This is a genomic window from Bifidobacterium aemilianum, from assembly GCF_003315635.1.
Taxonomy (GTDB): Bacteria; Actinomycetota; Actinomycetes; order Actinomycetales; family Bifidobacteriaceae; genus Bifidobacterium; species Bifidobacterium aemilianum.
In genome coordinates this window covers 1-22,794 of the sequence record NZ_PDCG01000005.1, presented here as the reverse complement: position 1 = coordinate 22,794, position 22,794 = coordinate 1, and the positions used below count along the sequence as shown (strand labels likewise).

Genomic DNA, 22,794 nt, shown 5'->3' with positions numbered 1-22,794 from the left:
GGGACCATGCTCGATATCCAATTCATTCGTGACCACGCCGATATTGTCAAGGATTCCCAGCGCAAGCGTGGTGAGTCTGTGGAACTGGTAGACCAGGTGCTCTCCTCCGATGAGACCCGGCGCTCCTCCCTCAAGGCCTACGAGGAGGCTCGGGCCGAGCAGAAGGAGATCGGCAAGCAGGTGGCCAAGGCCGCTCCGGACCAGAAGGCCGCCCTGATAGCCCAGACCAAGGAACTGTCCGCCAAGGTCTCCGACTACAAGTCCAAGTCCGATGCCGCAGCCGAGGAGTACACCTCGGCCATCTGGAAGCTGTCCAACATCGTCGACCCAGAGGCGCCCGAAGGTGGTGAGGACGACTATGAGGTCGTCAAGAAGGTCGGTACTCCCCGTGACTTCGCAGCCGAGGGCTTTGAACCCAAGGACCACCTGACCCTGGGTGAGGGTGTCGCCGGCATCGACATGCGCCGGGGGGTCAAGGTCTCCGGTTCCCGCTTCTACTTCCTGCGCGGCTCCGTCGCCCGCCTGCAGATCGCCATGCTGACCATGGCCGTTGACCAGGCCGAATCCAAGGGCTTCACCCTGGCCATCACCCCCACCCTGGTGCGCCCCGAGGTCATGGCTGGCACCGGTTTCCTCAACTCCCACTCCGATGAGATTTACCGCTTGCGTGAGCCTGACGAGCAGTACCTGGTGGGCACCTCCGAGGTGGCCCTGGCCGGCATGCACGAGAACGAGATCCTGGACCTGAGCAATGGCCCCCTGCGGTACTGCGGTTGGTCCTCCTGCTACCGGCGGGAGGCTGGAGCCGCAGGCAAGGATACCGCCGGCATCATCCGCGTCCACCAGTTCGACAAGGTGGAGATGTTCGTCTACTGCAAGCAGGAGGACTCCCGGGCCATGCACCAGCAGCTCCTGGCCATGGAGGAGGAGATGCTGGCCAAGGTCGAGGTTCCCTACCGGACCATAGACACCGCCGCCGGCGACCTGGGCTCCTCAGCCGCCCGCAAGTTCGACAATGAGGCCTGGGTGCCCACCCAGGGTCGCTATCGTGAGCTGACCTCCACCTCCAACTGCACCGAGTACCAGGCCCGCCGCCTCAACATTCGTGAGCGTACCGAAGACGGCTCCACCCGTGCGGTCGCCACCCTCAACGGCACCCTGGCCACCACCCGCTGGCTGGTCGCCATCCTGGAGAACCACCAGCAGGCTGACGGCTCCATAGAGATCCCCAAGGCCATGCGCCCCTACATGGGAGGCCGTGAGGTCATCGAACCCACCAAGTGGGAGGCCTGACCTCCCGGCATGTGCCCCTCCCTCTGCTTGCGCACCAGGGAGGGGCTTTTGCTTGTGCTGGCGGTGTGACTAGTGCTGCTGTTATACTGGCTGGCGGTGTGTTGGCCATGCTGACGCACTTGGATAGGTGTCTGAGCGGTCTAAAGAGACGGTCTTGAAAACCGTTGTGGCGCAAGCCACCGCGAGTTCGAATCTCGCCCTATCCGCAAGTAAGGGTTTCGGTCAAATGACTGGAACCCTTTTCTCGTGCTGTACCGATGGGCGGGTAGGCTCGCAGATTGGGAGTCCTGCTGGCAGGTCTCATGCCGGGAAGTCTGGTCGGCAACTGAACCGACCATACCTTCAGGAGTGCGGACCATGCCAACACCAGAAACAAGGGACACCAAGCGGCTTCATCAAGGAATCCATAATCTGGCCGCTTGGCTTGTGGCCTTCTCGCGCAGCGGCTCTGCAAGCGGCATGCTTATGCTGGTCCTGGCAGCCTTCGGCCTCCTGTGTGCCAACATGGTCGGAGCTGACCGCGTCTACGATGGCTTCTCCCGCTGGGTCCCTCTTCGCGGTGGCTTGCTGGGTAGCGGCATGGGGCTTGACCTGTCCATCAAGGAATGGGTCCAGGACGGTCTGCTGACCATCTTCTTCCTGGTCATGGGACTTGACCTGTGCCAGGAGATGGAGACGGGTACCCTGCGCACACCCAAGCAGGCCCTCCTCCCTATGATTGCCGCCATGGGTGGTGTCCTCCTGCCCATAGGCATATACCTCGCCATCTGCCAGGGGTCGCCCTCGTCCTTGCAGGGCTGGGCTGTCCCCACCGCAACCGACGTGGCCTTCTCCTTGACGGCCCTGAAGTTGCTCTCCAAGCATGGCAGCCAGGGCACGCAGGCCTTCCTCACCACCCTGGCGGTCTTCGACGACATCATCGGTGTGATACTGATTGCCGTGGGCTATAGCAGTCTCAGTCATCCACTGGCCCTGATCCCTGTGGCCGGGTGCCTGGTCCTTTGGTTCCTGCTGATGCGGGCCAGGCATCCGGTCTGGCCACTGGCCTGTCTGCTGGCGCTTGGAGCCTGGTACGGCCTCTATGTCACCGGTATTCACCCCGTGTTGGCTGGTGTTGCCCTGGGATTGCTCACACCCGGTCACCCGGTCCATGGGGGTGTGCGCTCGCGGGCGGCCTGCCTCAACATGAGTCTGGCCCCCATCTCCAACCTTCTGGTCCTGCCGGCTTTCGCATTCCTGTCCATGGGCATATCCCTGCATGGATTCAGCCCGGCCTGGCTCAGTAATCCGGTCTTCCTGGGTATCATGGCTGGCTTGGCGGTTGGCAAGCCCCTGGGTATCATGGCCATGCTGCTGGCCTGTGCGGCGGTGGGTCTGCGACTGCCTCTGGGTACCCGTTGGGGCGATATGGTTCAGGTGAGCCAGCTATGCGGCATCGGCTTCACCATGTCCTTTCTCATCGCCAACATCGCCTTCGCTGATGGGCAGCTGACCAGCATGGCTCTGGTCGCCGTGCTGGCTGGCTCTCTCCTCTCCTTCGCTCTGGCCGCCATCACCGGTCTTATCCTCAAGGTCGCCCGGCGGCCGCGACCCTAGCCGCTGTGTACCACACCGAGGACCAGCCACCCCATCCGACCAGGAAGGCGGGAGTTGGCTGCCAGATGCTGGTCGATGCCGGTATATCCATACCGTTGCCGCCTGGTGCTTGTTGGATTCGCTTTGTGCCTCGTCGCCTGCATAACGTGCTTTACCGGCGTTTCAGTCCCCGGCCCATGGCTAAGTGGGGTTGGTGCGCCGGTAGGGCTTGGGGCGAATCTCTGAAACCCCAGGCCATCTTGTTGCTTAGAGGACCTTGTTGAGTTCGTCGGCGGCGCGCATGGCGTGGGCCACGTCGATAGGGGTGACCTCGAAGGGCATGTTCCCCATGGTCTCGTCGGGGCCGCAGGCGAGCTCACCCACCTTGAGCAGGTCTTCGTCGGAGGCGTCCCCGATGCCGATCTCAGCCAGGGTGGTCGGCAGGCCTACCATGTGGAAGTAACCGTAGACCTCCTTGACTTCTTCCAGAGGTCGATCTTCCAGGATCAGCTGGGCCAGGGTGCCGAAGGCGACCTTCTCGCCGTGGAGCATCTTGTGGGTGCCGGCCAGGGCGGTCATGCCGTCGTGGATGGAGTGGGCGGCCGCCAGACCGCTGGATTCAAAGCCCAGGCCGGAGAGGAGGGTGTTGGCCTCGATGATGTTCTCCAGGGCTGCCGTGCGTACGCCCGCCTTGGCCGCTGCGATGGCCTTGACACTATCTTCCAGAAGCGTGTCGTGGCAGAGCTTGGCCAGGGCGAATGACGCGTTGGTGGCATGGCCGCCAGTCATGGTGGTGGCGTTGGACTGCACGCAGGCCGCAGCCTCATAGTAGGTGGCGAAGGCGTCGCCCAGGCCGGCTATCAGGAATCGTGCCGGCGCCTTGGCGATGATGTCGGTGTCCATGATGACCACATTGGGATTGGACGGCAGGGGCAGGTACCTGTCGAAGACGCCTTGGGGGGTGTAGAGCACGGAGAGCCTGGAACAAGGAGCATCGGAGGAGGCGGCCGTGGGCACAATGATGACGGGCAGGTGGGAGAAGTGGGCCACGGCCTTGGCGGTGTCCAGGGTCTTGCCGCCGCCGATGCCTATAATCACGTCGGCCTGGCCCAGATGCTGCCGGTGGCGCTCGATCTCCTCCTGGCAGCATTCGCCGCCGAACTCCATGAGCTGGTAGGGTACCTTGCCTTGGTCGAAGGAGGAGACGATCTGGTTGTGGTAGAGCTTGTCGATCGTGGGGTCAACCAGCAGGTGGGCTCCGGTGGAACCGATGGCTGCATACTCCTGGGCCAGCTGCCCCATGGCACCTTCCTGCTGAATATAGGATCCGGGGGAACAAAGAACCTTGCGCATACTGTTACCTTTCTAGGGTCGGTATGCCTTATGGCACACCTGTAACGGCTCCGTCCTCACAACAGCGAATCAATACGGCAAGGCCCGACGGTAGACCTAGTCACGACACTAGTGGTATTTCCTGAAATATAACGACTTTGTTGGGACGTATGAGCTAACGCGCTCTGGCCGGAGCGCTTTCGCCTGACTGCCCATCCCTCACTTCATCTATTCGTCAAGTTGATCGCGCGTGTGGTTAAGTGGTTGTGCGCTTCAATATTGGGCTGGGCCAGGCGTCGATGCTGAACTGGGTCCTCGCGGCTCAGTGGACTCATTGACCGATGAGCTTGCTGGAGCCGAAGAACTCATAGGCGCTTTCGCCCTGGTCGGCCTGGTCGATGCCCGAGATCTCGTCCTTATCGGCCACCCGCCAGCCTATGGTCTTTTCCAGGGCAAAGGCGATGATGGCGGTTACTGCGGCCGCATAGAGCATGGCGACCAGGGCCACGATGATCTGGACCAGGAGCTGCCTGAATCCGCCACCTGAGAAGAGGCCGGTACCGACAGCGAAGAAGCCCACCAGAATGGTGCCCAGGAGGCCGCCCACTCCGTGGATGCCCACCACGTCCAGGGAGTCATCATAGTTGAGGCGCAGCTTGAGTCCGCAGGCAAAACAGCAGATGCATCCGGCCAGAAGTCCAATGACCATGGACCAGAAGGGTGAGACCACATCGGCGGACGGTGTGATGGCCACCAGCCCAGAGATCATGCCCGATGCGGCACCCAGGGCGCTGTAATGACCGGAGCGGATTTTCTCAGTCAGCAGCCAGCCCATGATGGCGGCGCAGGCGGCGATGGTGGTTGATAGCCATGTATAGCCGGCGGTCCCGTTGGCGGCTAGGGCCGAGCCGGAGTTGAACCCGAACCAGCCGAACCACAGGAGGAAGGCCCCCAGCATGGTCATGGGTAGGTTGTGGGGGCGCATGGGGTGTTTGTTGAAGCAGACCCGGTCTCCCACAATCAGGACGATGATCAGGGCGGAGACGGCAGAGTTGATGTGAATGACAGTGCCGCCGGCAAAGTCGTGTACAGGGGCGCCGATGGCCTGGGAGATGATGCCGTCTTCGGACAGAAGTCCGTGGTTCCAGACCATATGAGCCATGGGAGCATAGTCCAAGGTGATCCAGAGGGCCACGAACAGCATCCAGGTGCTGATTTTGACCCGCTCGGCCAGAGCGCCGGAAATCAGCGCCACTGCAATCATGGCGAAGGCCATCTGGAAGGCGATATCCATGGTGCGCGGGTAGCTTGCATGGGCAGCGCTGATCGAAGTGAACACTCCCTGGTCGGCTGTCACGGTATCGTGCAGGAGAAAACCCCGAACCGGGTCGCCGAAGATGCCTGCCAAATCCTGGCCGGCGTAGGCTATGGACCAGCCCCACAGGGTCCAGACCATGCCGGTGATCGCGATGGCCACAGCAGACATCATGAGCATGTTGAGCACAGCCTTGGCCCGGACCATGCCTCCGTAGAAGAAGGCGAGTCCAGGAGTCATAAGAAAGACCATGGCGGCAGCCATGAGCATCCACGCGGCATTGCCTGAGTCCATCTGTATAACTCCTTCGGTCGTTCGGCTATTTCCTGTCATGAAAGGTGCTTCTGGTTTCCCGAAGGTGTCTCCGACATTTCCAAGCTGTAAAGGCCAGGGGTGGGTGCAGTCATAAGGCTGAGTCAAAACTTACCAGTCCGGCAGGCTGGGTCCGGGCGGCAGCATGGCTGCCAGTGACACAAGCTCCTAGACGATTCGCCTGTCGGCGGCCCAGAGGGTCAGCTCGGAGCGGTTGGAGAGCTGGAGCTTGCGCAGGACGGAGCTGACGTGGGTCTCCACGGTCTTGATGGAGATGAAGAGCTCGGCGGCCACCTCCCTGTAGGTGTAGCCGCGGGCTATGAGGCGCATGACCTCCTGCTCCCGGGAGGAGAGCCGGTCCAGTTCCTCGTCATGGCTTCCCCTGGAGGATTCTGGCGCCCCCTCCTCGCTGGCTCCCTGGAATGTGGAGAGCACGAAGCCGGCCAGTTTGGGGGAGAAGACGGCGTAACCCTCGTGGACCTGGTGGATGGAACTGATCAGGTCCTCGCCGCTGATGGTCTTGGTCACGTAGCCCCGGGCGCCGGCCCGGATGACGGCCCCCACATCCTTGGGGGAGTCGGAGACGGATAGGGCCAGGAAGGCCGTGCCGGGCGACAGGGCCTGGGCCTTGGTCAGGATTTCGGCACCTCCGCCACCCTCGCCGCCGGGGACATGCACGTCCAAGAGGGCCACATCGGGCTTGGTCTCCTCGATCATGGCTATGGAACCCTCAACATCGGGGGCCTGGCCCACAATCTGGAAGTGGGGCTGGAGGGTGGATATGACCCCAGCCCGGAACATCTCGTGGTCATCAATCACGGCTATGCGGATGGGTTGGGCCTGGCCGGCCTCGGTGGGTGTTGTCAAGATTACTGCCTTTCCCGTGTGTTGTCAGTGGTGTTATGGTCCTGCGACCCACCTTGGTCCGCCTGGTCGTCCCTGGAGCTGATGGGCATGTGCATCCTGACTTCCGTACCCCAGCCCGGGCGTGAGACGATCTCGACGCTGCCGCCCCGCCGCTCCACCCGCCCCCGGATGGATTCCCGGATGCCCAAACGGTTGGGGGGCACGGCCTGTAGGTCGAAGCCCTGCCCATGGTCCCTGACGTACACGTCGACCATGCTGGCGGTCGCCTCTGCGTAGAGGGATATGGGTTCGCCCCCATGTGTGGCCGCGTTGATCAGGGCCTGTTGGGTGGCGCTCAGCAGGGCATCGGTCTGGGGGCTGGGGCTGGCGTCGCCCACGGTCACGACCTCGATGGCCTTGCCTTGCCCATCCTCGACCTGGCCGGCTATCTCCTTGAGTCCGGCGGCCACGGACCTGTCAGAGGGGGTGCGTTCCTGGTAGAGCCAGTCCCGCAGCTCGCGTTCCTGCTGGCGGGCCAGGCTCAGCACGGTCTGTACTTCGGTGTGGTGCAGTTGGATCAGGGTCAGGGTCTGCAGGACCCCATCGTGCAGGTGGGCGGTCATGTCGGCCCGTTCCTCGGCCCGTTCCTTGGTGGCACGCTCGGTGCCGATGTCCCGGATCAGGGAGGTGAACCAAGGGGCCAGGGCCAGTCCCAGGCAGACCAGGAGGGTCAGGGTCTCCATAAGGACCAGGATATGGCTGTCAAGGGTGAAGAGCAGGAGGGTGTAGGCCAGGATGATGAGCACGATGCCGGCCAGCATGGTCCAGAGCTTTCCCTCCTGGGCGTTGTAGCGCATCCAACTGACGGCCAGGCCGGTCAGGGCAAGCAGGAGTGAGCAGAGGAGCCTTGGGTCCAGGCCGCTGTAGAGCAGGATGGCGGCCAGGGCTATGAAGGCAAGTCCTGCCAGGGCGATGAGTGAGGGCTTGGAGGCCCGGCTGAGCGTGACCACCAGGCTTTCGGACTTCTGATCGGCCTCACCGTTCCCGGCCTCGGCCCGCTGGGCAGGCTGGGCTGCCGGGTCGGGGTCGCTGGGATTGCTGTTCCCTCTGGCCAGGGGTGCGGTTGGTCTGTCGCTTTCCTGGTACCAGGCCTGCATGGGGTCGCCGACGGGCATGGTCATCCATAGGAAGACGTAGGCCAGGAGTCCGGAACCGAAGAGGAAGACGGAGAGGGTGAACAATACTCGTACCAGGGAGACGGAAAGTCCCAGATGGATGCTGACACCCCGGCACACGCCGCAGAAGACGCGGCCATGCCTGGGTCTCATCAGTGCAGGCCTGTTCCCCGGTTGATGAGCTTGATTGAGCACTGGCAGGCTTTGGCGGTTATGGTCATAGGGACCCTGCCAAGGGGTATTGGGCCTGCCAGGGCTCCCGGTGTAGGCTGGATACCCCCGCAAGCGCCCCTGGGCTGGGTCGCCGCCGGGGCCGGTTTGCCCTTGCGTGCCTTGTGGGGGTCCTTGTCTGGGGTCCCGCCACTGCCGGTAGTCTTCGGTCCGTTTGTCCTGCATGCTTCCATTGTGCCTGTTCCTCACCCCTTTCGGGGTCCCCTGGGGGTGGGTTCAGGGAAGAATCAGGGTGTTCCCGGATAAGCATCAGCGGCGTGGTTTGGTCTAATGAAGGTATGAACAATCCAGAAAGCAATGGTGGTGACCAGCCCGGCTGGCAGCAGCCACCTCAACAGCAATTCCAGCAACAAGGCCACGAGGGGCACGGCAGGAGCCAGCGATTCTTCGGCTGGATCCGGCGCAGTGGCTTTGTCAGGTCCGGTGACAGGTGGATCGGGGGCGTATGCCAGGGGCTGGCCGACCGGTTCGGTGTCAGCGTCCTCCTGGTCCGGGCCCTGACCCTGGCGGCCTTGGTGGTCGGCGGCCTGGGCCTGTCCTTCTACGCAGTGGCCTGGTTCCTCCTGCCTGATGCCCGTGATGGGAGCATCATGGCCGAGGACCTCTTCCGCGGCATCTGGCGCAATGTTTACCTGGGGCCCTTCCTCTTCTGGCTTATGTCATTCGGCATGCCGGGTGTTGGTCTGTTCCTGGCGCTGCTGACCTTTGGTCTGCTCATGCTGATGATCAACTCCTTGGTTTCCGCCCCAGCTGGGAATTCGGCCGGTTACTACCCTGGTGGACCCAGTGCTGGTGGCTCCGGGTACGGTCCCTGTGGTTTTGGTGGCCCTGGTTACGGCGGTCCCGGCAAGGGTCCTAATAGTCCTGGTTACGGCGGTCCCGCTGGTTCGGCAGCATCCTTTCAAGGGCCTGCTGGCTCAGGTCCCAGTTCATGGACCTCCCCTAGCAGCCAGGATCACCCTGGGCCAGGGCCGGAACCGGTGACCCCACCGGCTGCGGCTACTGGTCCGGCGGCCCCCAGGGGACCTGTGCCCTCCGGCCAAGCTGCAGACCTGGGCCAAGGTCAGGCTTACTCTGCTGGGGGAGCTTATGGGGGAGTGGCGGCGATTCATGGCCCTGCTGCCTTCTATGGGTCAGGCCCCTACCGGCCGTCAGCCACTGGCCCGGCGACCTATGCGGCTCCGAACTCCGCCTCTCCCATTGCGTCGGTGCCACCCAGTACCAAGCCAAGGCTCGCCAGGCGCAAACCAGCCGGCCCCGCGCTGGTTATGTCCTCCATCGGTCTGATCCTGCTGTCATTGGGCGTCGCCTTTCTGCTCATGCCGGGTCGTCATATGCAATTGGGCACCTTGCTCCAGGTGGGGCTGATCTGGGCCAGCGTCGTCTGCGGACTGCTGGGATTGCTGATAGTGATTCTGGGGCTTGCGGGGCGCCGTACCGGCGGGCTCATACCCTTGGTGTCCATCATGCTCGTGGTGCTGCTGGTCTTCCTGTGTGGCACGGTTCCCTATTCGGTCATCTACCATCAGATGACCGAGACCAGCTCCTCCTACGAGGCCATCGCCGCAGATAGGAAGACAGTCATCAGGTCTGGCGCCAAGGATATGAGGCGCCTGCAAAGGGGACTTGCCCTCTCCAGCAGTGAGTACGACAAGGGCGACTTCGTCATCGACCTGACCGATTACGCCAAGGGCCGCCAGCCCCATGAGCACAAGTCGCAATCAGGAAAGGTCACCCAGTCGACCTGCCCGACCGGGACCATCAACCTGACCGCCTACCGGACCCAGGTAACCATGATCCTTCCCGACCATTGCACCTACGGATTCAATAGCTGGCAGGAATTCGACTACCCCTACACCAACACCATCGGCGGCCGGCTCGAGGCCACCGGCCAATCAGGGTACGAGTACCTGGGGAACAACCGCAAGGATGAGGGTCAGCAAGGTGGACCTGATCTGGTCATCAACGCTTCGTATTTGGTGGAGGCCAAGCTGCACGTGCGCTACCAGTCGGCTGATCACGCCGGTGACCATCATTTTGACTTAGATGACCTACTCGATTTGGAGGACGATGGCGATGGAGGAGACCAGGATGAATGAGGAGACCATGGATTTCTCTGCTGGTAAGCAGGAGAACGCTACGGAGGAAAAAGCTACGGAGAAGACAACTCCAAAGGAGACTTTTTCGCAGGAGACAACATCACAGGACACGACTGCGCAGGAGCCGAGGCCAGAGAAGACCACAATGAGTGAATCGGCCGATGGGCGTGACTGCGGGCAGACCGAACAGATCCCCCTCTACGCGACCACTCCGCCTCGCAGCCAACAGGATTCCCACAGCTCCCCGGGCAACCCAGGGGCAGGGTCGGCGTCCGCCGGGCAGGCCTATATTCCGGTTGACAGGATGAGCCAGCCGGTCCAGGAGTTCGTGCCCAGGACCGGTCCGAGTCCGGTCACCATAGTCCTCGGCTGCATCCTCCTCATCCTGGCCCTGGCGGGTCTGCTGGTGGGCCTTAGCTTTCCGCAGACCTTCTTCGCCGGTTGGGTCTTTGAGCCGAAGATCATCATCGCGGTGCTGTGCGGGGTTCTGGGCGCCATACTTCTTGCCGGGGCGGCCATCTGGGCCCTGACCAGGGAGGTCCATGCCCGCAAGGAGCACCAGTCCCAGACGGGGGATGCAGACCAGCAGGAATCCTGAACCGCCAGCAACCACAAGCATGGCCGACCGACTCGAACCCGATAAGGTCGGCCAAGAAAGAGGAGTTCCCATGACGGACAAGCGAGTGACAGCCGCGACGGTGCTGCTGTCTGCCCTGATGCTGGTAGGGCTGGCAGGCTGTGGCGAACCAAGCCTGGGGGAGGTGGCCGGTCGGGAATCCGCCATGCGGACCTTCACGGTCAGCCCACAGGGACATGAACGGAAGATACCAGCCAAAGGCAGCAGCCGGCTTTACCTGCTCGCCCCAAGGGACCAGAGCAAGGTCCTTCGGGCCAGGGGCTGCAGCTTGGACGGTAAGACCCTCAAGACATCACACGCCAGCCTGAACTATCCCAACAGCAAGGGGCAGACCTTCTTCGCTTTCACTCAGATTGACATAGACCAGCAGGGGGACCACAAGCTCAAGTGCGACCAACCCAAGGCCGATGCCCTCATGGCGGTCCTGGAGTCCCTGTCCTAGCTGGGCTTCCGGCAAGCCCAGCTAGGGCGTATGGATTAGCGCTGCTGGGCCTCGGCCTCGTCCAAACCGGCGAAGCCATCCAGAAGTACCGTATTGCGAATGGTCTCCTCCGTCAGATTGCGCCCCTGGGCCTTGAGGTTCTGCACGAAGACCCGGTAGAGGGAGAAGGTGTTGTCGGAATAGGTGCCAAGCTCCCCGCGCAGGTAGGTCTCGAAGGACGTGTCTTCGGACGTGTCCTCTGCCGTGGTCAGGAGCCGCATCTCCCGGCCCAGCTTGGGGTAGCGCTGGCGGAAGTCATCGGCCCAGGCGACCTGCTGGGCGATGACCTGCTCCTGGTTCTCGATGCGTGGCTGGGAAAGGGCCGGAATGAAGGGCTCGATGCTGCGCTGGTAGTCTTCGGGCGCTGTCGAGACCATCATGCGACCATACTTCTCCGTGACCAGGTTGCGGCCAATCTGGTCCGCCCTATCCAGGTCCCTGGCATAGGAGCGGCGCAGGGGAGGGGTCCAGGTCAGGAACTGGCTTAGGCGCATTTGGTGGAAGATCGGCCAGTTGCCCTGGCAGTTGGCCCGGCCGCCCTCGTTGTCGGTCTGCTGGAACTGCTCCCATTCATGCCGGACTATACGCTCGGCCAGGTCATCGTCAGCCCCCTGTTGCGCCTGCTGCTTGCTGTCCATCTGCTGCTCCATTTCTGCGCCTTGCCGCATTCTTGTATAAGTTCTGGGGAACCACGGTGCCATGCGGTCCAACAATCCCCTTGAGGGTCCAACTCACTGCGCTTTTGGTCTCTTGCATGCCTTAGAGACTGTGCAGACTGGGGTCCGGGCTGCCGATATGCTCCTCGATGTAGGGCCGCTGCCATTCCAGGAATACCTCATTGCTGGGGGTCAGCCCCTCCCGCATGAGCTCGCGGACGATGTCGGCGCAGATGCCTTCCACCAGCTGGCTGATCTGCTCTTGGGCGGGTTGGGCCCCCTTGCCTCCCTCGCCAAAGCTCACCCCACCGAAGCAGGCCGCCGACGACAGGCGCAGGATGGTCTCCAGGCGCTCGCACACATCCGGCAGCACAGCGGCCATGCGTTCGCTGATCCGGCGCAGGGCGGCGAACAGCCACTTGTAATAGGGCATGTAGCCCACGGAGATGGGCTGGTTGATGAGGAAAACCAGTGAGCTGACGGCCTTGGTGAATTCCTGGATTGAGAGCCAGGCGGCGGCACCGTCCCCCCGTTTCCACATGCGTGGCAGGTTGTATTGGCCTGCCTGGGCGGCCATGCCCAAGCGTTTTGAGATTAGGGAGAGGCGCACGTCCTCCGGTATGAGTTTGAAGCCCTGCCGGCGTTTGGAGAAGGCACCCAGTGGGTCGGCGAAAATCTGGCCGTTGCTGGCGGCGGCCAGGGTTGGCTCATCCATGAGGAGCCACTCATAGGGCCGGTCTTCGGGCGGTGCCTGCCGGTAGCCGGTCAGTCCCTCGAAGAAGTCACCGATGGAGAAGACCCCTACCCGTCTGCCGGCACCCTGGGCCCGGGTAGTCGATTCCCTGGGGCCGAAGCCCATGAATTCCTGGGGGAGGGCCTCATAGTCGGCCTGGAGTTGGGGGCCGATGGCCTGGTAATCCTCATCGGTCAGCCAGAGGCAGAAGCCCGGGCCGAAGTCATGGTCCTGGGAGTAGCGGTCATCAAAGCCATAGCATTCCGACCCGTGACCGACCAGACCGGCGGCGATGCGTCCTTGGTACTCTGGGTACTTGCTGGCGATCAGCGGCTTGCCGTACTCCTCCCAGTAGGCCTTGGCCAGGCGCAGGCCTGAGATGTCGGGCCGGTCTGGGTGCCGCTGGGATGGATTGGAGGCGGTGGCAGCAGCCGTGCTGGGGTTGCTGTGGGAGCCCGCTGCAATGGCGTCGGCTTCTGATGGGGGCGGGGTCGTGGCTGGGTTCCCCTCTGGAAGTGCTTGGCCGGCTTGGGCCGCTGCTGCCACGGCCTGGTCCAGGTTCTGTTTGGTGATGCGCCAGTAGTCGGTGTCCTTGCCGTAGCATTCCTCGATGACCGCCAGGGACTGTCGGTAGGAGCCGACCGCATGGGCGAAGTCGCCACAGCTGAAGGCCACCTGGGCATCGCCAGCCAGGGCGGAGGCAAAGTGGGCGCTGTGTTCCAGGTGCCCGGCCCTGTAAATAGCCAGGGCCTTGGCCACATGGTCCTGGGCCTGGCGTAGGTCGTCGTCCTGCTGGCCGCTGTCGTCGGTCTGCCGGGCCAGGTCCAGGAGCACCAGGGCCAGGTTGCTGTGGGTGGAGGCCAGGTCCAGGTCCTCCTGGGCATTGGTTGACGATGCTGCCAGGATTGCCAAGGCCTCTTCGAGTTCTGTCTGTGCCTGTTCTGGGCGCCCCGTATCGCTGTAGAGCATGGACAGGTTGTTGTGGAGGGCTGCCAGCCTGCGATCCCTTGGGCCCAGGGTCTGTGCTGAAGAGTCCAGAGCCTGCCGGTAGAGATTTTCGGCCCGGTCGTATTGGTGGCCCGCCCGCAGGGAAGTGGCGGCGTTGATGAGGGTGGTTGTCCAGGCCTCACTGCCCTCCAGACCCATGTGGGTGGCCAGGTCCAGAGCCTCCTGGACGATCCGCTGGTTCTTGTCGTGCTGGCCATGGGACCTATAGAAGCCCATGATCTCGTTGAGTACGGTCAGGAGTCCCCCATCGTCTCCGGCCTCCCTGGCCTGACTGGCGGCCTGGAGTAGGTAGGGTTCGGCCTTGGTTGCCCCCTGGTGGGCGTCAAAGATCGCGTCAAGCCCCTTCAGGAAGCCGTCGGTATCAAAAGCCTGCCGGCCCGCTGTCTGACCGCTGTCTGCATCCTTGCCCATATTCGCTCCTTAGCGTGCGGGTAACCTCCCCACCAGTCTATGGCCTGGTTGGCACATGGGAGGGCAAACGTGTGTGACTTCCCTGACAGAGCCTGGCTGGTTGGCTTAGGGTCGGGTTCGCCGGGAGTGGCAAGCCGGGCCCTGATAGGCAATGGGCAATGCGATGGGAGAGGGGTCCCCAACTGTCAGACCTTGACCTCGATCATACGGTCGATGGCCTTGCGCTTGGGCTCCTCGCGCACCGCGTAGAGGGCCAGAAGGATCACGGCCATGAGGCCGAAGGGCAGGCCGCCCAAGCCGGTGAAGTGGTAATTCATGCCGGAGGCGTTCAGCATGCTGCCGCCAACGACGGAACCAACGGCGTTGCCGAAATTGAAGGCCACCTGGACGGTCGCTCCACCAATCAGCTCGCCTCCGCCCTGGCCTGCGTTGGCCATGAGGAGTTGCTGTGGGGTGTTGATGAAGAAGAGTCCGAAGGCCACCGTGAAGGTCAGGAGGGCCGTACTGAGCCGGGAGCCGGGGACCAGGAAGATGAGGAGCAGATCCAGGCAGGCGATGGCCTGGCCCAGGGCTGCAGTCGTGGCATGTTTCCAATGGTCACTGACCCGTCCGCTGATCAGTCCGCCGGTCACCATGCCGAAGCCTGCCAGCATCATCAGCCAGGGCACAGTCGATGGCTGGTAGCCGCCCACGGTGATAAGCCAGGGGGACACGTAGCTCCACCAGGAGAAAATGCCGGTGTTGCCCAGAAACACGGCGGCCAACACCATCCATGGACCAGGCTTGCGCAGGAAGTGGAACTGGCCACGCAACCCCACATCCGGGACCGGTTCGATGTCGGGGATCCAGGCCAGACTCAGGGCAATGGCAAGGCCGGCTCCTGCCGCCAGCAGCGCGAAGGCCAGGCGCCAGGAAAGGTGCTCGGCCAGAAAACTACCGGCCGGCACACCAAGCATGTTGGAGACCGTCTGCCCGGCAACCATCACCGATACCGCCCGAGCCTCACGCCCAGGGGCGGCCACTCGCTTGGCGATCAGGGTGGCCGTGCCGAAGAAGGCACCATGGGGAAGACCGGCCACAAACCGTGACATGGTCAGCAGCGCGGCGGTGGGGGAGAGAGCACTGGCCAGGTTGCCGACCAGGGCCAGGACCATGAAGATGAGGACCAGATTCTTGGGGCTTATCTTGCGTCCGAAGACCAGAATCAGCGTACCCACGCAGACCCCGATGGCATAGGCGGAGATGAAGTTGCCCGCCTGCGGAATCGACACTCCCAGGCTCGTCGCCGTCTGGGGCAGGATGCCCATCATGACGAATTCGGCGGCTCCCAAAACAAAGGCTCCGGCGGCCAGGGCGATCAGACTCTTCTTCATAGGACAGCTCTTCTTGCGTGTGTGAGGTTGGGCACAAGGTGGCCCCAGCGGCTTCCCGCCCAGGGCACTCCGAAGCGATTCTACGCCAGCCCGCCCACAGCCCGAATGCCTGTGGGTCTTCAGGTCTGTACTGCCTCAGTCAAGCCGACAGGCAGGCCAAGCCCTCAGACTTGAGACTGGTTCCACTGGTCAAGCCAGCCAATCAGCGTCTCGTCCCCATCCAGGTACCAGTTGGTCAGGAGCAGGTTGAAGTCATCGACCTCTGGGCCATCGGCCGGAACCGCCAAAATGGCGCCCGCCCCCTCCTTAAGCAGCAGACCATTGGCTGCCAGCAGGGCGGAGCGTTTGTTGCCGTCACCAAAGGGTTGGGCTTTGGCGAGCCTGGCGAAGAGGGTCGCCGCCCGTAAGCCGGATGATTGCCGCCTATGGGTAGCCTCCTTAAGCCACTGCTGTATGAGGCTGGCCCGGGGAATGGGTGGTGTGTAGGGCCCACGACGTGTGGCCACGATGATGTTTGCCGAGGTCCGTAGGGCTCCGGGTTCAATGGCGGCCGTACGGCTCATGTGGGCGTTGATCGCGCAGAACCAACCCAAGTCCAGTTCCTTGTTCCGGTAGTCGTAGGCCAGCAGATAACGGGAGGCGTCGGTCAGGTCGCTGAGTAGCGCCAGATCGTTCTTCGATCCCAAAACCTTGGGATTGCCGGTTCTGAGAAAATCCTCGGTTGCCAGATAGGAGGAGTTGAGGCCATCAAAGGTTCTGCCCATGCGGTAGAGCAGCCCGGCCAAGCCCTTGACTGTTGCCAGTGGGCTACCCCCGCGCTCCCGCTGGCCCTTGCGTCCACTATCCACGGCTTGTCTCCCTTACGCATCATTTCTATCCATGATAATGCAGTGACAAGGTTCAGCGAGGATTCCCTGGTTCACCTGCGCTGTCAGGCAGCTCCGAAGTCCCCATGCCGCCTGGGGTGTGCGCTTGGATACAGGTCATTGAGATGGTCAGGTTATAAGTAAAACTCAGTTTTTCGCTGCAATGTCAGCTGATTATCGGCAATCAATGGACAATGTTGTGGTTGAGCGCGAGCCGATGGCCAACGAATTCGCTGATTTCCATGCGGTCATCACTGACCCCTTCGGTGTCCTCATGCAGATCACCAAGGAGAAAGAGGAATAGGGAAGGGCCCAATAGAGTCGGACGGGGTCGTAAGGTTCGGACTCACCCAAGGCCTGGATTGCCTTGAGGTTCCTTCTCTCTTAAGGTCCAACCCTACCTAAGGCCCCTACCCCCTCATGGCTTTTGGGAAGATAGCCATTCCACCGCCAGTTGGGTGCGGTTGGTCAGGTTGGTCTTGGCCAGAATTGCTGAGATGTGATTGCGGACTGTGCCCTCGCTCAGATAGAGCCGGCCGGCGATGGCATGGTTGTCGAGTCCGTCGGCGACCAGGGCGGTGATCTCGCGCTCGCGGCCGGTAAGGGTCTGGAATCGTTGGGGAATGTGCTTGGCCGTATCAGGCATCGTTGTTGGATCTTCGGGGTCTGAGTCCACTGAGGCCAAATGATGGTGCTGTTCGCTGTCCTGCGAGGCCAGAGGCAGGTGAGCCACGGCCTCAGCGCCGAGCACTATCTGCCCCGCCATGACGGCTTGCAGGGCGGGCACCACCGAGGCGACGTCCTGCTTGATGATGTACCCCCTGGCGCCAAGGGCCAAGGCGTGGGCAATGTAGCTCTTGTCGGCGAAAGTGGTCAGAAAGAGCAGCCTGGCGGCTGGGTCTGCGGCAAGAATATGCTCAGCCGCCTCCAGGCCGTCCATGCCGGGCATCTGCACGTCAAGAAGGAGTACGTCGGGCTTGCTGTCCGCCATCAGGAATTGATCAAGGGTGGACTGTCCGTCGTTCGCGGTCCAGAGCACGTCTGCGGTGCCCGTCGCTGTCAGAATGGTTGACAGGGATGAGCTGACGATCGGATCGTCGTCGGCGATGGCGACCTTCATAGCGCTGCCTCCTCGTGAACCTCATAGCCATTATGGTCCTCATTGGTCCAGGGCTCCTTGGGCAGGGAGACGAAGACCCGCCAACCATGCTCATTGGGTCCACTGTTGGCCGTGCCTCCCAAGGCCCTGGCCCTGGATTCGATGTTGGCCAGCCCCATGCCACGCCAGAGCTCCACCCCTTGCGGCGGGCGCTCGCCTGACGGCAGACCATGTGGCCGGTCCGGCTTGCCCATGCCGGCATCTTCGCCAGTGGCGCGCGACTGCTGAACTCTGCCGTCATCCTGCACCACCAACTGCCAGAAGGCGGGCAGGTCACGCAAGGTGACATGAGCTGACCTGGCCAAGGAATGGCGGGCCGTGTTGTTCAACGATTCGCGGATGATGGCGGCAAAGCACCGGGCCACGGGCGCAGGTGCTGTGAGGATGCCGTTGTTGAGATCCACCCCTAACTGCCCGACCACATCATCCGAGTCCGCCATGGCAACGCCCTGGCAGGCTTCCAGCATCTGGGCCGCGAAGTCGGTGCCGTCATCCTCAAGGTCATGCACCGAACGGCGGATGGTGGTCATGGCGGTGTCCAAGGTCTGGCCAACATCGGCAAAGGAGCGCTCAGTGTCCTTGTCGCCCTTGCCCTGTGCCAGGACCCGGGCAGCCTGCGTCTGCATGATGGCGCGTGTGAGTTGGTGGCCTACGTTGTCATGGATCTCACGGGCTATGCGCGTGCGCTCGGATAGACGGGCCGTGTGGGTCGCTCGGTCCAGCTCCTCGTTCAGGTCGCTGATGCGGCTGCGCAATTGACGCACCCTGTAGCGCTCCACGTCCGTGACCTGCCATATATGCTGTTCCGCCAGGGCCAGGCGGGCGTAGGTCATGCCGGCGAGTTGAGCCAGGGCGGCAGCCAGCAGTGACAGGAGAGCGTACCGTTGCCAGGGGCCGTCATAGCGGATGAGGGCGGATAGGGCCGGAATCAGCCAGGCGAAGGCGGGCAGCAGGACCAGGGCCAGCCAGGACCGGGCCGAGGCGAAGGTGCCTCTTCCCAAGCGCGTGGCGACTGTATCCCGGGAGGACCCCATCCATGTGCCGCTCGCCAAGGAATCGTGTATGGTCCGCCGGTTGGTGGCCAGGATTCCAAGGCCAACCCCCGCCTCGAAGGCCAGTGCAGGCAGCACCACCATCCAAGTCGGCACGAATATGGCTCCAAGGGCCACCAGGGCACCGGTCCATAGGGCACCCGGGGCGGGCAAGAGCCATTCGCTCAGGGCTCCGGCTGCCACGGCGGCCAGCAAGCTTGAGGCCAGGACCTCAGTGAATCCACCGAAAGCCCAGGCTCCGCAGATGCCGCCGATGGCAAGCAAGCCGACCCAGCTGGCGATCCTCCCCATTCCCACCTCCCTTACCCATGCTCGCTTCCATTGCTGTCCCTACCCTGTAGGCTACCCTGTCAGTCCCGGCGAGGCGGGCTGGGACACCCATCCCATGACAATTGTCACGGAAGCTGGCCCGGCAGACGCCCAAGGAGTGAGTATGGTCATGGCTTCGGCTGGTCCTGGGCTGGGAAGATGGAGATATGAGTGGAGATATGAATAGTCAGCAGATGGATGAGCCGGCCCTGAAGGTCAGCAAACTGGTGAAGCGCTACGGTGACATGGTGGCCTTGGACCACTTCGACCTGGACGTCAGGCGGGGTGAGGTCTTCGGCCTGCTTGGCCCCAACGGGTCGGGCAAGTCGACGGCCATCAACTGCATACTCTCCCTGCTGAGCTTTGAGTCGGGAACGGTGCGGATCTTCGGGCGGGAGATGACTCCCTCCTCCTACGATCTCAAGCGTCGTATCGGCGTGGTTCCACAGAATGTGGCGGTCTTCAATGAGCTGAGCGTCCGGGAGAACATCGACTATTTCTGCTCCCTCTATGTGCCCAGGAAGGCCGATCGCAAGGACCTGGTCGAGCAGGCCATTGACTTCGTGGGCTTGGGCGACTTCAGCAGCTTCCGCCCCGGCAAGCTGTCGGGCGGTCTGCTGCGCAGGCTCAATATCGCCTGTGGCATCGCCCACCAGCCCGACCTCATCTTCTTCGACGAGCCCACCGTTGCGGTCGATCCCCAAAGCCGCAACGCGATTCTGGAGGGCATCGAACACCTGAACGCCCAGGGTGCGACCGTCGTCTACACCAGCCATTACATGGAGGAGGTCGAGCAGATCTGCACACGGATCATGATCATGGACCATGGCCGCCGGATAGCCCTGGGAACGGCCGAGGAGCTCAAGGGCATGGTCGAGGCCGGCGAGCAGGTCACTGTGGAGACCCTGGATCTGCAGGATTCGACCCTGGCCCAGCTTCGAGCCTTGCCGCTGGCCCAATCTGCCGACTATGACGGCAAGGAGCTCGTCATCCATTGCCGCCAGGGTGACCACAACCTCCAGGATGTGCTGGCGGTCCTGGAATCCAGCGGTACCAACTACGGCCACCTGACCAGCCGTCCGCCGTCCCTCAACGACGTGTTCCTGGAACTGACCGGCAAGGAACTGCGCGACTGAGCGCGGTCCCGCAGGCTCATACGCTTCAAGGAGCACCTATAGCTATGTGGAACTCATTTCTGATCAACGTCAAGACCTCGATACGCAACAGTTCCTCCCTCTTCTGGGTCCTGGCCTTCCCGGTCATTCTTGCCTCATTGATTCTGGGCATCATGAGCGACCAGGATGACGGCTACACCGTCACGCCCCAACCCTTTGCCGTAGTCGCTGACGCCAACTGGAAGGCCAACCCCTCGTCCGACCAGCTGGTCACGGCCCTGGCAAAGGCGCCCAAGTCCGGTTCCAATGGAACCCAGCTGCTCAAGCCCACCACGGTGGCCTCCAAGGCCGAGGCTGACCGCCGAATGGACAATAAGCAGGACATCGGCTATCTCTATGCCGGCTCTGACGGACTGGTCACCATGGTGCTGTCGGACCGTGATGCGGCAGCCATTCAGGCCGACGGAACCACCTCCGAGGCCATCGCGGTCTCCATCCTGTCGTCTTCTCTGGGTCGGTTCAACCAGACCTCTTCCGTGGCGGCCGCTGTGGCCCGGCAGGATCCCAGCCAACTTGCCTCTCCTGGCTTCCAGGCCCTGGTACGGTCCGGTGGGCAGACCTACACCCGGCAAATACAACTGACCCATATCCATCCCTCGATGACAGCGCCCTATTACTTCGCGGTGCTTGGCATGGCCTGTCTGCTGGGAGCCAGCACAGCGGCTTCGATGATCGCCAGGACCCAGCCAAACCTCTCGGATCTGGGAGCACGGCGAGCCTGTTCCCCAAGTTCTCGGGGGAGGCAGATGGTGGGTGCATTCCTGGCAGCGTGGCTGTTCTCGGCCGTCAGTCTCCTTGTTGCCTACATCTTCATCCGCACAGTCTGCGGTGTACAGACTGGTGGCCGAGACCCTGTAGCCCTGCTGGCCATAGCGGTGGGAACCTTCATGTCTTCCGCCTTCGGGATCATGATGGGCGCCATCCCGAAGATCTCGACGGAAACCAAGGTGGGCCTGACCGTGGGAATCAACTGCACCTTGAGTACCTTCACCGGTCTGTACGGCAGCCCAATGATGGAACTCAACTACGCCATCCAGGAGCATGCCCCGATCCTGCACCTGCTCAACCCGGTCAAGCAGGTATCCAACCTCTTCTACGACATCGTCTACTACGACAGCCTGGCGCCCTTCGCCCGCACCTGTGGCGTGCTGGCCATCATGACCGCCGTCTTCCTGGCCGTGGCCGCCCTGCTCCTAAGGAAACAACGCTATGAGTACTTGTAAAACTGCTTTGCGCATCATCTGGGCGCATAAGTTCTACTTCCTGGTCTACCTGGTGGGCATGAGCGCCATCATGGTCATCATTGGTTCGCAGGGCATGCAGTCCGCGGTGCAGGCCGATGCCTCCAGCTCGGTCGGTCGTTTCCAGCCGGCCCAGGCCAAGATAGCGGTCATCAACAGGGACAGGGGCAGTGAGGCCGGGCGTGAACTGGGCCAGGGCCTGGAGAGATACCTGCAACAGTCATCCAAGCTGGTGAAGGTTGACGACGATCCACAGGCCCTCCAGGACGCCAACGTCTCAGGCAAAAGTGACCTGACGGTCATCATCCCCGCCGGCTATGGGCGGCAATGTATGGACAAGCTCAACGAAAACTTTGCCCAGATGCAGGCTGGCGGCCACGTTGAGGCCCTGCCCAAGGTGGAGACCGCCGCCTCCTACCATTCTAGCCTGGGTAGCCTGGCCCAATTGCAGGTGGATGCCTACTTCGATGGGCTGCGGACCGCCGCAGTCACGGGTTTGGGTCAGGGTGGGCAGGGCGGCCAAACGATTCAGAGTGACCAAGGTCCTGAAGGCACTCAGAGTGGCCAATCTGGTGAAGGCGCTCGAGCTGGTGAAGCTGGTGTAGGCGGTCAGTCTGGTCAAACTGCTCACTCTGGTGGAGCTGGCCAAATGGACCGGACGGTTCAATCTGGTCAAGTGAATCAGGGCCAGGGGAAGCTGCGGCAGGAGTCTGCCCCGATCCATGCAGCTACCCTCAGGAGCGCCGTGGCCTACACGGTCTCCCACTATGCCAGCAACCAACCGGCAGTAAAGGTTCACGCCATACCCAAGGGCGATAGCAAGACCCTGGCCCAAGGATTCGCCAGGACGGTCAGTCTGGCTGCCTACCCCTTGATGACCGCCCTTGCGGTCTGTGTGGCCACCCTCTTTGGCGCCTTCAGCTCAGCCGACCGCCATCGTCGCTTGCTGGCCTCGCCCATGCCATCAAACCGCCTCAACGGGCAGGAACTCCTGGCGGCCTTCATCGTGGCTGTGATCTCCTGGGCCTACTATGTGGCCATCACGGTGTTCAACATGCATGCCGTCGGGGTGTCCCTAGCTTCGCTGGGCTGGGGGAGGGTGATCCTGAGCTTTACGGCCATGTTGGCCTTCACCGCATCGGCGGCGGCCTTCGGGTTCATGCTCTCCCAGTTCAATCCTTCCTCGTCGGTGGTCAACTCGGTGGGAGTCACCTTCGGCCTGCTGGTCATGTTCACCTCCGGTGCCAGCTCCAGCGGCAGCTTGCCTCCGATCATGCAGACCATCGGCAAACTGACGCCGGGCTGGTGGTACAACTCCGCCGTCGGGTCAATCATGGATTCGTCGGCGCACGGCGTATCGGTGTGGGGCGGCCCCCTGGTCGTGGTCATACTCTTCGCCCTGGCCTACGCCTGCATCGGCCTCATGGTCTCCCGCCTGACTCGCACCCGCTCCACCCTGGCCTCAGCCACCAGCCTGGTCGGCTGACCCCACCTCCCACACCCCCACTCCCACCC

The 22,794-nt window shown here is 62.6% G+C and carries 18 protein-coding genes and 1 tRNA gene; 9 read left to right on the top strand and 10 right to left on the bottom strand.

The window, feature by feature from the left end; genetic code table 11:
* Positions 1–6: 6 nt before the first annotated feature.
* The 3 genes from serS to CRD60_RS05810 all read left to right on the top strand — a co-directional run bounded on the left by serS (position 7) and on the right by CRD60_RS05810 (position 2,889).
* Positions 7–1,293, top strand: coding sequence for a serine--tRNA ligase (serS, locus tag CRD60_RS05820; protein WP_113860363.1), 1,287 nt, complete (start codon positions 7–9; stop codon positions 1,291–1,293).
* Positions 1,294–1,414: 121 nt separating this feature from the next.
* Positions 1,415–1,499 (top strand) — tRNA-Ser (locus CRD60_RS05815).
* Positions 1,500–1,650: 151 nt separating this feature from the next.
* Positions 1,651–2,889, top strand: a complete 1,239-nt coding sequence (locus CRD60_RS05810; protein WP_113860362.1) for a Na+/H+ antiporter NhaA — start codon at positions 1,651–1,653, stop codon at positions 2,887–2,889.
* A gap of 246 nt (positions 2,890–3,135) precedes the next feature.
* Here the strand turns inward: CRD60_RS05810 and CRD60_RS05805 are convergent, their stop codons facing one another.
* The 4 genes from CRD60_RS05805 to CRD60_RS05790 all read right to left on the bottom strand — a co-directional run bounded on the left by CRD60_RS05805 (position 3,136) and on the right by CRD60_RS05790 (position 8,001).
* The gene (locus tag CRD60_RS05805; protein ID WP_113860361.1) at positions 3,136–4,221 is read right to left on the bottom strand and encodes a glycerol dehydrogenase; all 1,086 of its coding nucleotides are present in this window, start codon (positions 4,219–4,221) and stop codon (positions 3,136–3,138) included.
* A 310-nt stretch (positions 4,222–4,531) separates the two neighbouring features.
* On the bottom strand, positions 4,532–5,809 hold the full coding sequence (locus CRD60_RS05800) for an ammonium transporter (RefSeq protein ID WP_113860360.1): 1,278 nt from the start codon (positions 5,807–5,809) through the stop codon (positions 4,532–4,534).
* Between the two features lie 186 nt (positions 5,810–5,995).
* Positions 5,996–6,694, bottom strand: coding sequence for a response regulator transcription factor (locus CRD60_RS05795; protein WP_330848983.1), 699 nt, complete (start codon positions 6,692–6,694; stop codon positions 5,996–5,998).
* Positions 6,695–6,696: 2 nt separating this feature from the next.
* A complete protein-coding gene (locus tag CRD60_RS05790) occupies positions 6,697–8,001 on the bottom strand; it encodes an ATP-binding protein (RefSeq protein WP_113860358.1) in 1,305 nt (434 codons plus the stop codon).
* 356 nt (positions 8,002–8,357) lie between these two features.
* On the opposite strand from CRD60_RS05790, the gene CRD60_RS05785 reads away from it, so the two are divergent.
* The 3 genes from CRD60_RS05785 (at position 8,358) to CRD60_RS05775 (ending at position 11,257) form a co-directional block, all read left to right on the top strand.
* Positions 8,358–10,178, top strand: a complete 1,821-nt coding sequence (locus tag CRD60_RS05785) for a PspC domain-containing protein (protein ID WP_113860357.1) — start codon at positions 8,358–8,360, stop codon at positions 10,176–10,178.
* On the top strand, positions 10,171–10,776 hold the full coding sequence (locus CRD60_RS05780) for a hypothetical protein (protein ID WP_127975656.1): 606 nt from the start codon (positions 10,171–10,173) through the stop codon (positions 10,774–10,776). The genes CRD60_RS05785 and CRD60_RS05780 overlap by 8 nt, the downstream gene beginning before the upstream one ends.
* Before the next feature lie 70 nt (positions 10,777–10,846).
* Positions 10,847–11,257: a hypothetical protein gene (locus tag CRD60_RS05775; RefSeq protein ID WP_127975655.1), complete on the top strand. Its 411-nt coding sequence runs from the start codon at positions 10,847–10,849 to the stop codon at positions 11,255–11,257.
* Between the two features lie 35 nt (positions 11,258–11,292).
* Here the strand turns inward: CRD60_RS05775 and CRD60_RS05770 are convergent, their stop codons facing one another.
* The 6 genes from CRD60_RS05770 to CRD60_RS05745 all read right to left on the bottom strand — a co-directional run bounded on the left by CRD60_RS05770 (position 11,293) and on the right by CRD60_RS05745 (position 18,845).
* Positions 11,293–11,946, bottom strand: a complete 654-nt coding sequence (locus CRD60_RS05770; RefSeq protein WP_236630862.1) for a DUF4125 family protein — start codon at positions 11,944–11,946, stop codon at positions 11,293–11,295.
* Between the two features lie 109 nt (positions 11,947–12,055).
* Positions 12,056–14,104, bottom strand: coding sequence for a DUF4037 domain-containing protein (locus tag CRD60_RS05765; RefSeq protein ID WP_113860354.1), 2,049 nt, complete (start codon positions 14,102–14,104; stop codon positions 12,056–12,058).
* A gap of 185 nt (positions 14,105–14,289) precedes the next feature.
* A complete protein-coding gene (locus CRD60_RS05760; protein WP_113860353.1) occupies positions 14,290–15,477 on the bottom strand; it encodes an MFS transporter in 1,188 nt (395 codons plus the stop codon).
* Between the two features lie 164 nt (positions 15,478–15,641).
* Positions 15,642–16,325, bottom strand: a complete 684-nt coding sequence (locus tag CRD60_RS05755; RefSeq protein ID WP_113860352.1) for a Fic family protein — start codon at positions 16,323–16,325, stop codon at positions 15,642–15,644.
* Positions 16,326–16,761: 436 nt separating this feature from the next.
* Positions 16,762–17,463 (bottom strand): response regulator transcription factor, encoded by a 702-nt coding sequence (locus tag CRD60_RS05750; RefSeq protein ID WP_113860351.1) that lies wholly within the window; start codon positions 17,461–17,463, stop codon positions 16,762–16,764.
* Positions 17,460–18,845: a histidine kinase gene (locus CRD60_RS05745; protein ID WP_113860350.1), complete on the bottom strand. Its 1,386-nt coding sequence runs from the start codon at positions 18,843–18,845 to the stop codon at positions 17,460–17,462. Before CRD60_RS05745 ends, CRD60_RS05750 begins: the two co-directional genes overlap by 4 nt.
* Positions 18,846–19,030: 185 nt before the next feature.
* Between CRD60_RS05745 and CRD60_RS05740 the strand changes: the two genes are divergently transcribed.
* The 3 genes from CRD60_RS05740 to CRD60_RS05730 are packed head-to-tail and all read left to right on the top strand — an operon-like array spanning position 19,031 to position 22,765.
* On the top strand, positions 19,031–19,999 hold the full coding sequence (locus tag CRD60_RS05740) for an ABC transporter ATP-binding protein (RefSeq protein WP_113860349.1): 969 nt from the start codon (positions 19,031–19,033) through the stop codon (positions 19,997–19,999).
* 44 nt (positions 20,000–20,043) lie between these two features.
* A complete protein-coding gene (locus tag CRD60_RS05735) occupies positions 20,044–21,261 on the top strand; it encodes an ABC transporter permease (RefSeq protein WP_113860348.1) in 1,218 nt (405 codons plus the stop codon).
* Positions 21,248–22,765 carry an ABC transporter permease gene (locus tag CRD60_RS05730; RefSeq protein ID WP_113860347.1) on the top strand — a complete coding sequence of 506 codons (1,518 nt, stop codon included), beginning with the start codon at positions 21,248–21,250 and terminating at the stop codon, positions 22,763–22,765. Before CRD60_RS05735 ends, CRD60_RS05730 begins: the two co-directional genes overlap by 14 nt.
* Positions 22,766–22,794 lie beyond the last annotated feature (29 nt).

Coding starts and splice junctions, on each gene's coding strand:
- CRD60_RS05775 (WP_127975655.1), top strand. CDS start 10,847: ATGACGGACAAGCGAGTGACAGCCGCGACGGTGCTGCTGTCTGCCCTG.
- CRD60_RS05735 (WP_113860348.1), top strand. CDS start 20,044: ATGTGGAACTCATTTCTGATCAACGTCAAGACCTCGATACGCAACAGT.
- CRD60_RS05805 (WP_113860361.1), bottom strand. CDS start 4,221: ATGCGCAAGGTTCTTTGTTCCCCCGGATCCTATATTCAGCAGGAAGGT.
- CRD60_RS05800 (WP_113860360.1), bottom strand. CDS start 5,809: ATGGACTCAGGCAATGCCGCGTGGATGCTCATGGCTGCCGCCATGGTC.
- CRD60_RS05810 (WP_113860362.1), top strand. CDS start 1,651: ATGCCAACACCAGAAACAAGGGACACCAAGCGGCTTCATCAAGGAATC.
- CRD60_RS05745 (WP_113860350.1), bottom strand. CDS start 18,845: ATGGGGAGGATCGCCAGCTGGGTCGGCTTGCTTGCCATCGGCGGCATC.
- CRD60_RS05765 (WP_113860354.1), bottom strand. CDS start 14,104: ATGGGCAAGGATGCAGACAGCGGTCAGACAGCGGGCCGGCAGGCTTTT.
- CRD60_RS05740 (WP_113860349.1), top strand. CDS start 19,031: ATGAGTGGAGATATGAATAGTCAGCAGATGGATGAGCCGGCCCTGAAG.
- CRD60_RS05780 (WP_127975656.1), top strand. CDS start 10,171: ATGAATGAGGAGACCATGGATTTCTCTGCTGGTAAGCAGGAGAACGCT.
- CRD60_RS05790 (WP_113860358.1), bottom strand. CDS start 8,001: ATGAGACCCAGGCATGGCCGCGTCTTCTGCGGCGTGTGCCGGGGTGTC.
- CRD60_RS05730 (WP_113860347.1), top strand. CDS start 21,248: ATGAGTACTTGTAAAACTGCTTTGCGCATCATCTGGGCGCATAAGTTC.
- CRD60_RS05770 (WP_236630862.1), bottom strand. CDS start 11,946: ATGGAGCAGCAGATGGACAGCAAGCAGCAGGCGCAACAGGGGGCTGAC.
- CRD60_RS05760 (WP_113860353.1), bottom strand. CDS start 15,477: ATGAAGAAGAGTCTGATCGCCCTGGCCGCCGGAGCCTTTGTTTTGGGA.
- CRD60_RS05750 (WP_113860351.1), bottom strand. CDS start 17,463: ATGAAGGTCGCCATCGCCGACGACGATCCGATCGTCAGCTCATCCCTG.
- CRD60_RS05785 (WP_113860357.1), top strand. CDS start 8,358: ATGAACAATCCAGAAAGCAATGGTGGTGACCAGCCCGGCTGGCAGCAG.
- serS (WP_113860363.1), top strand. CDS start 7: ATGCTCGATATCCAATTCATTCGTGACCACGCCGATATTGTCAAGGAT.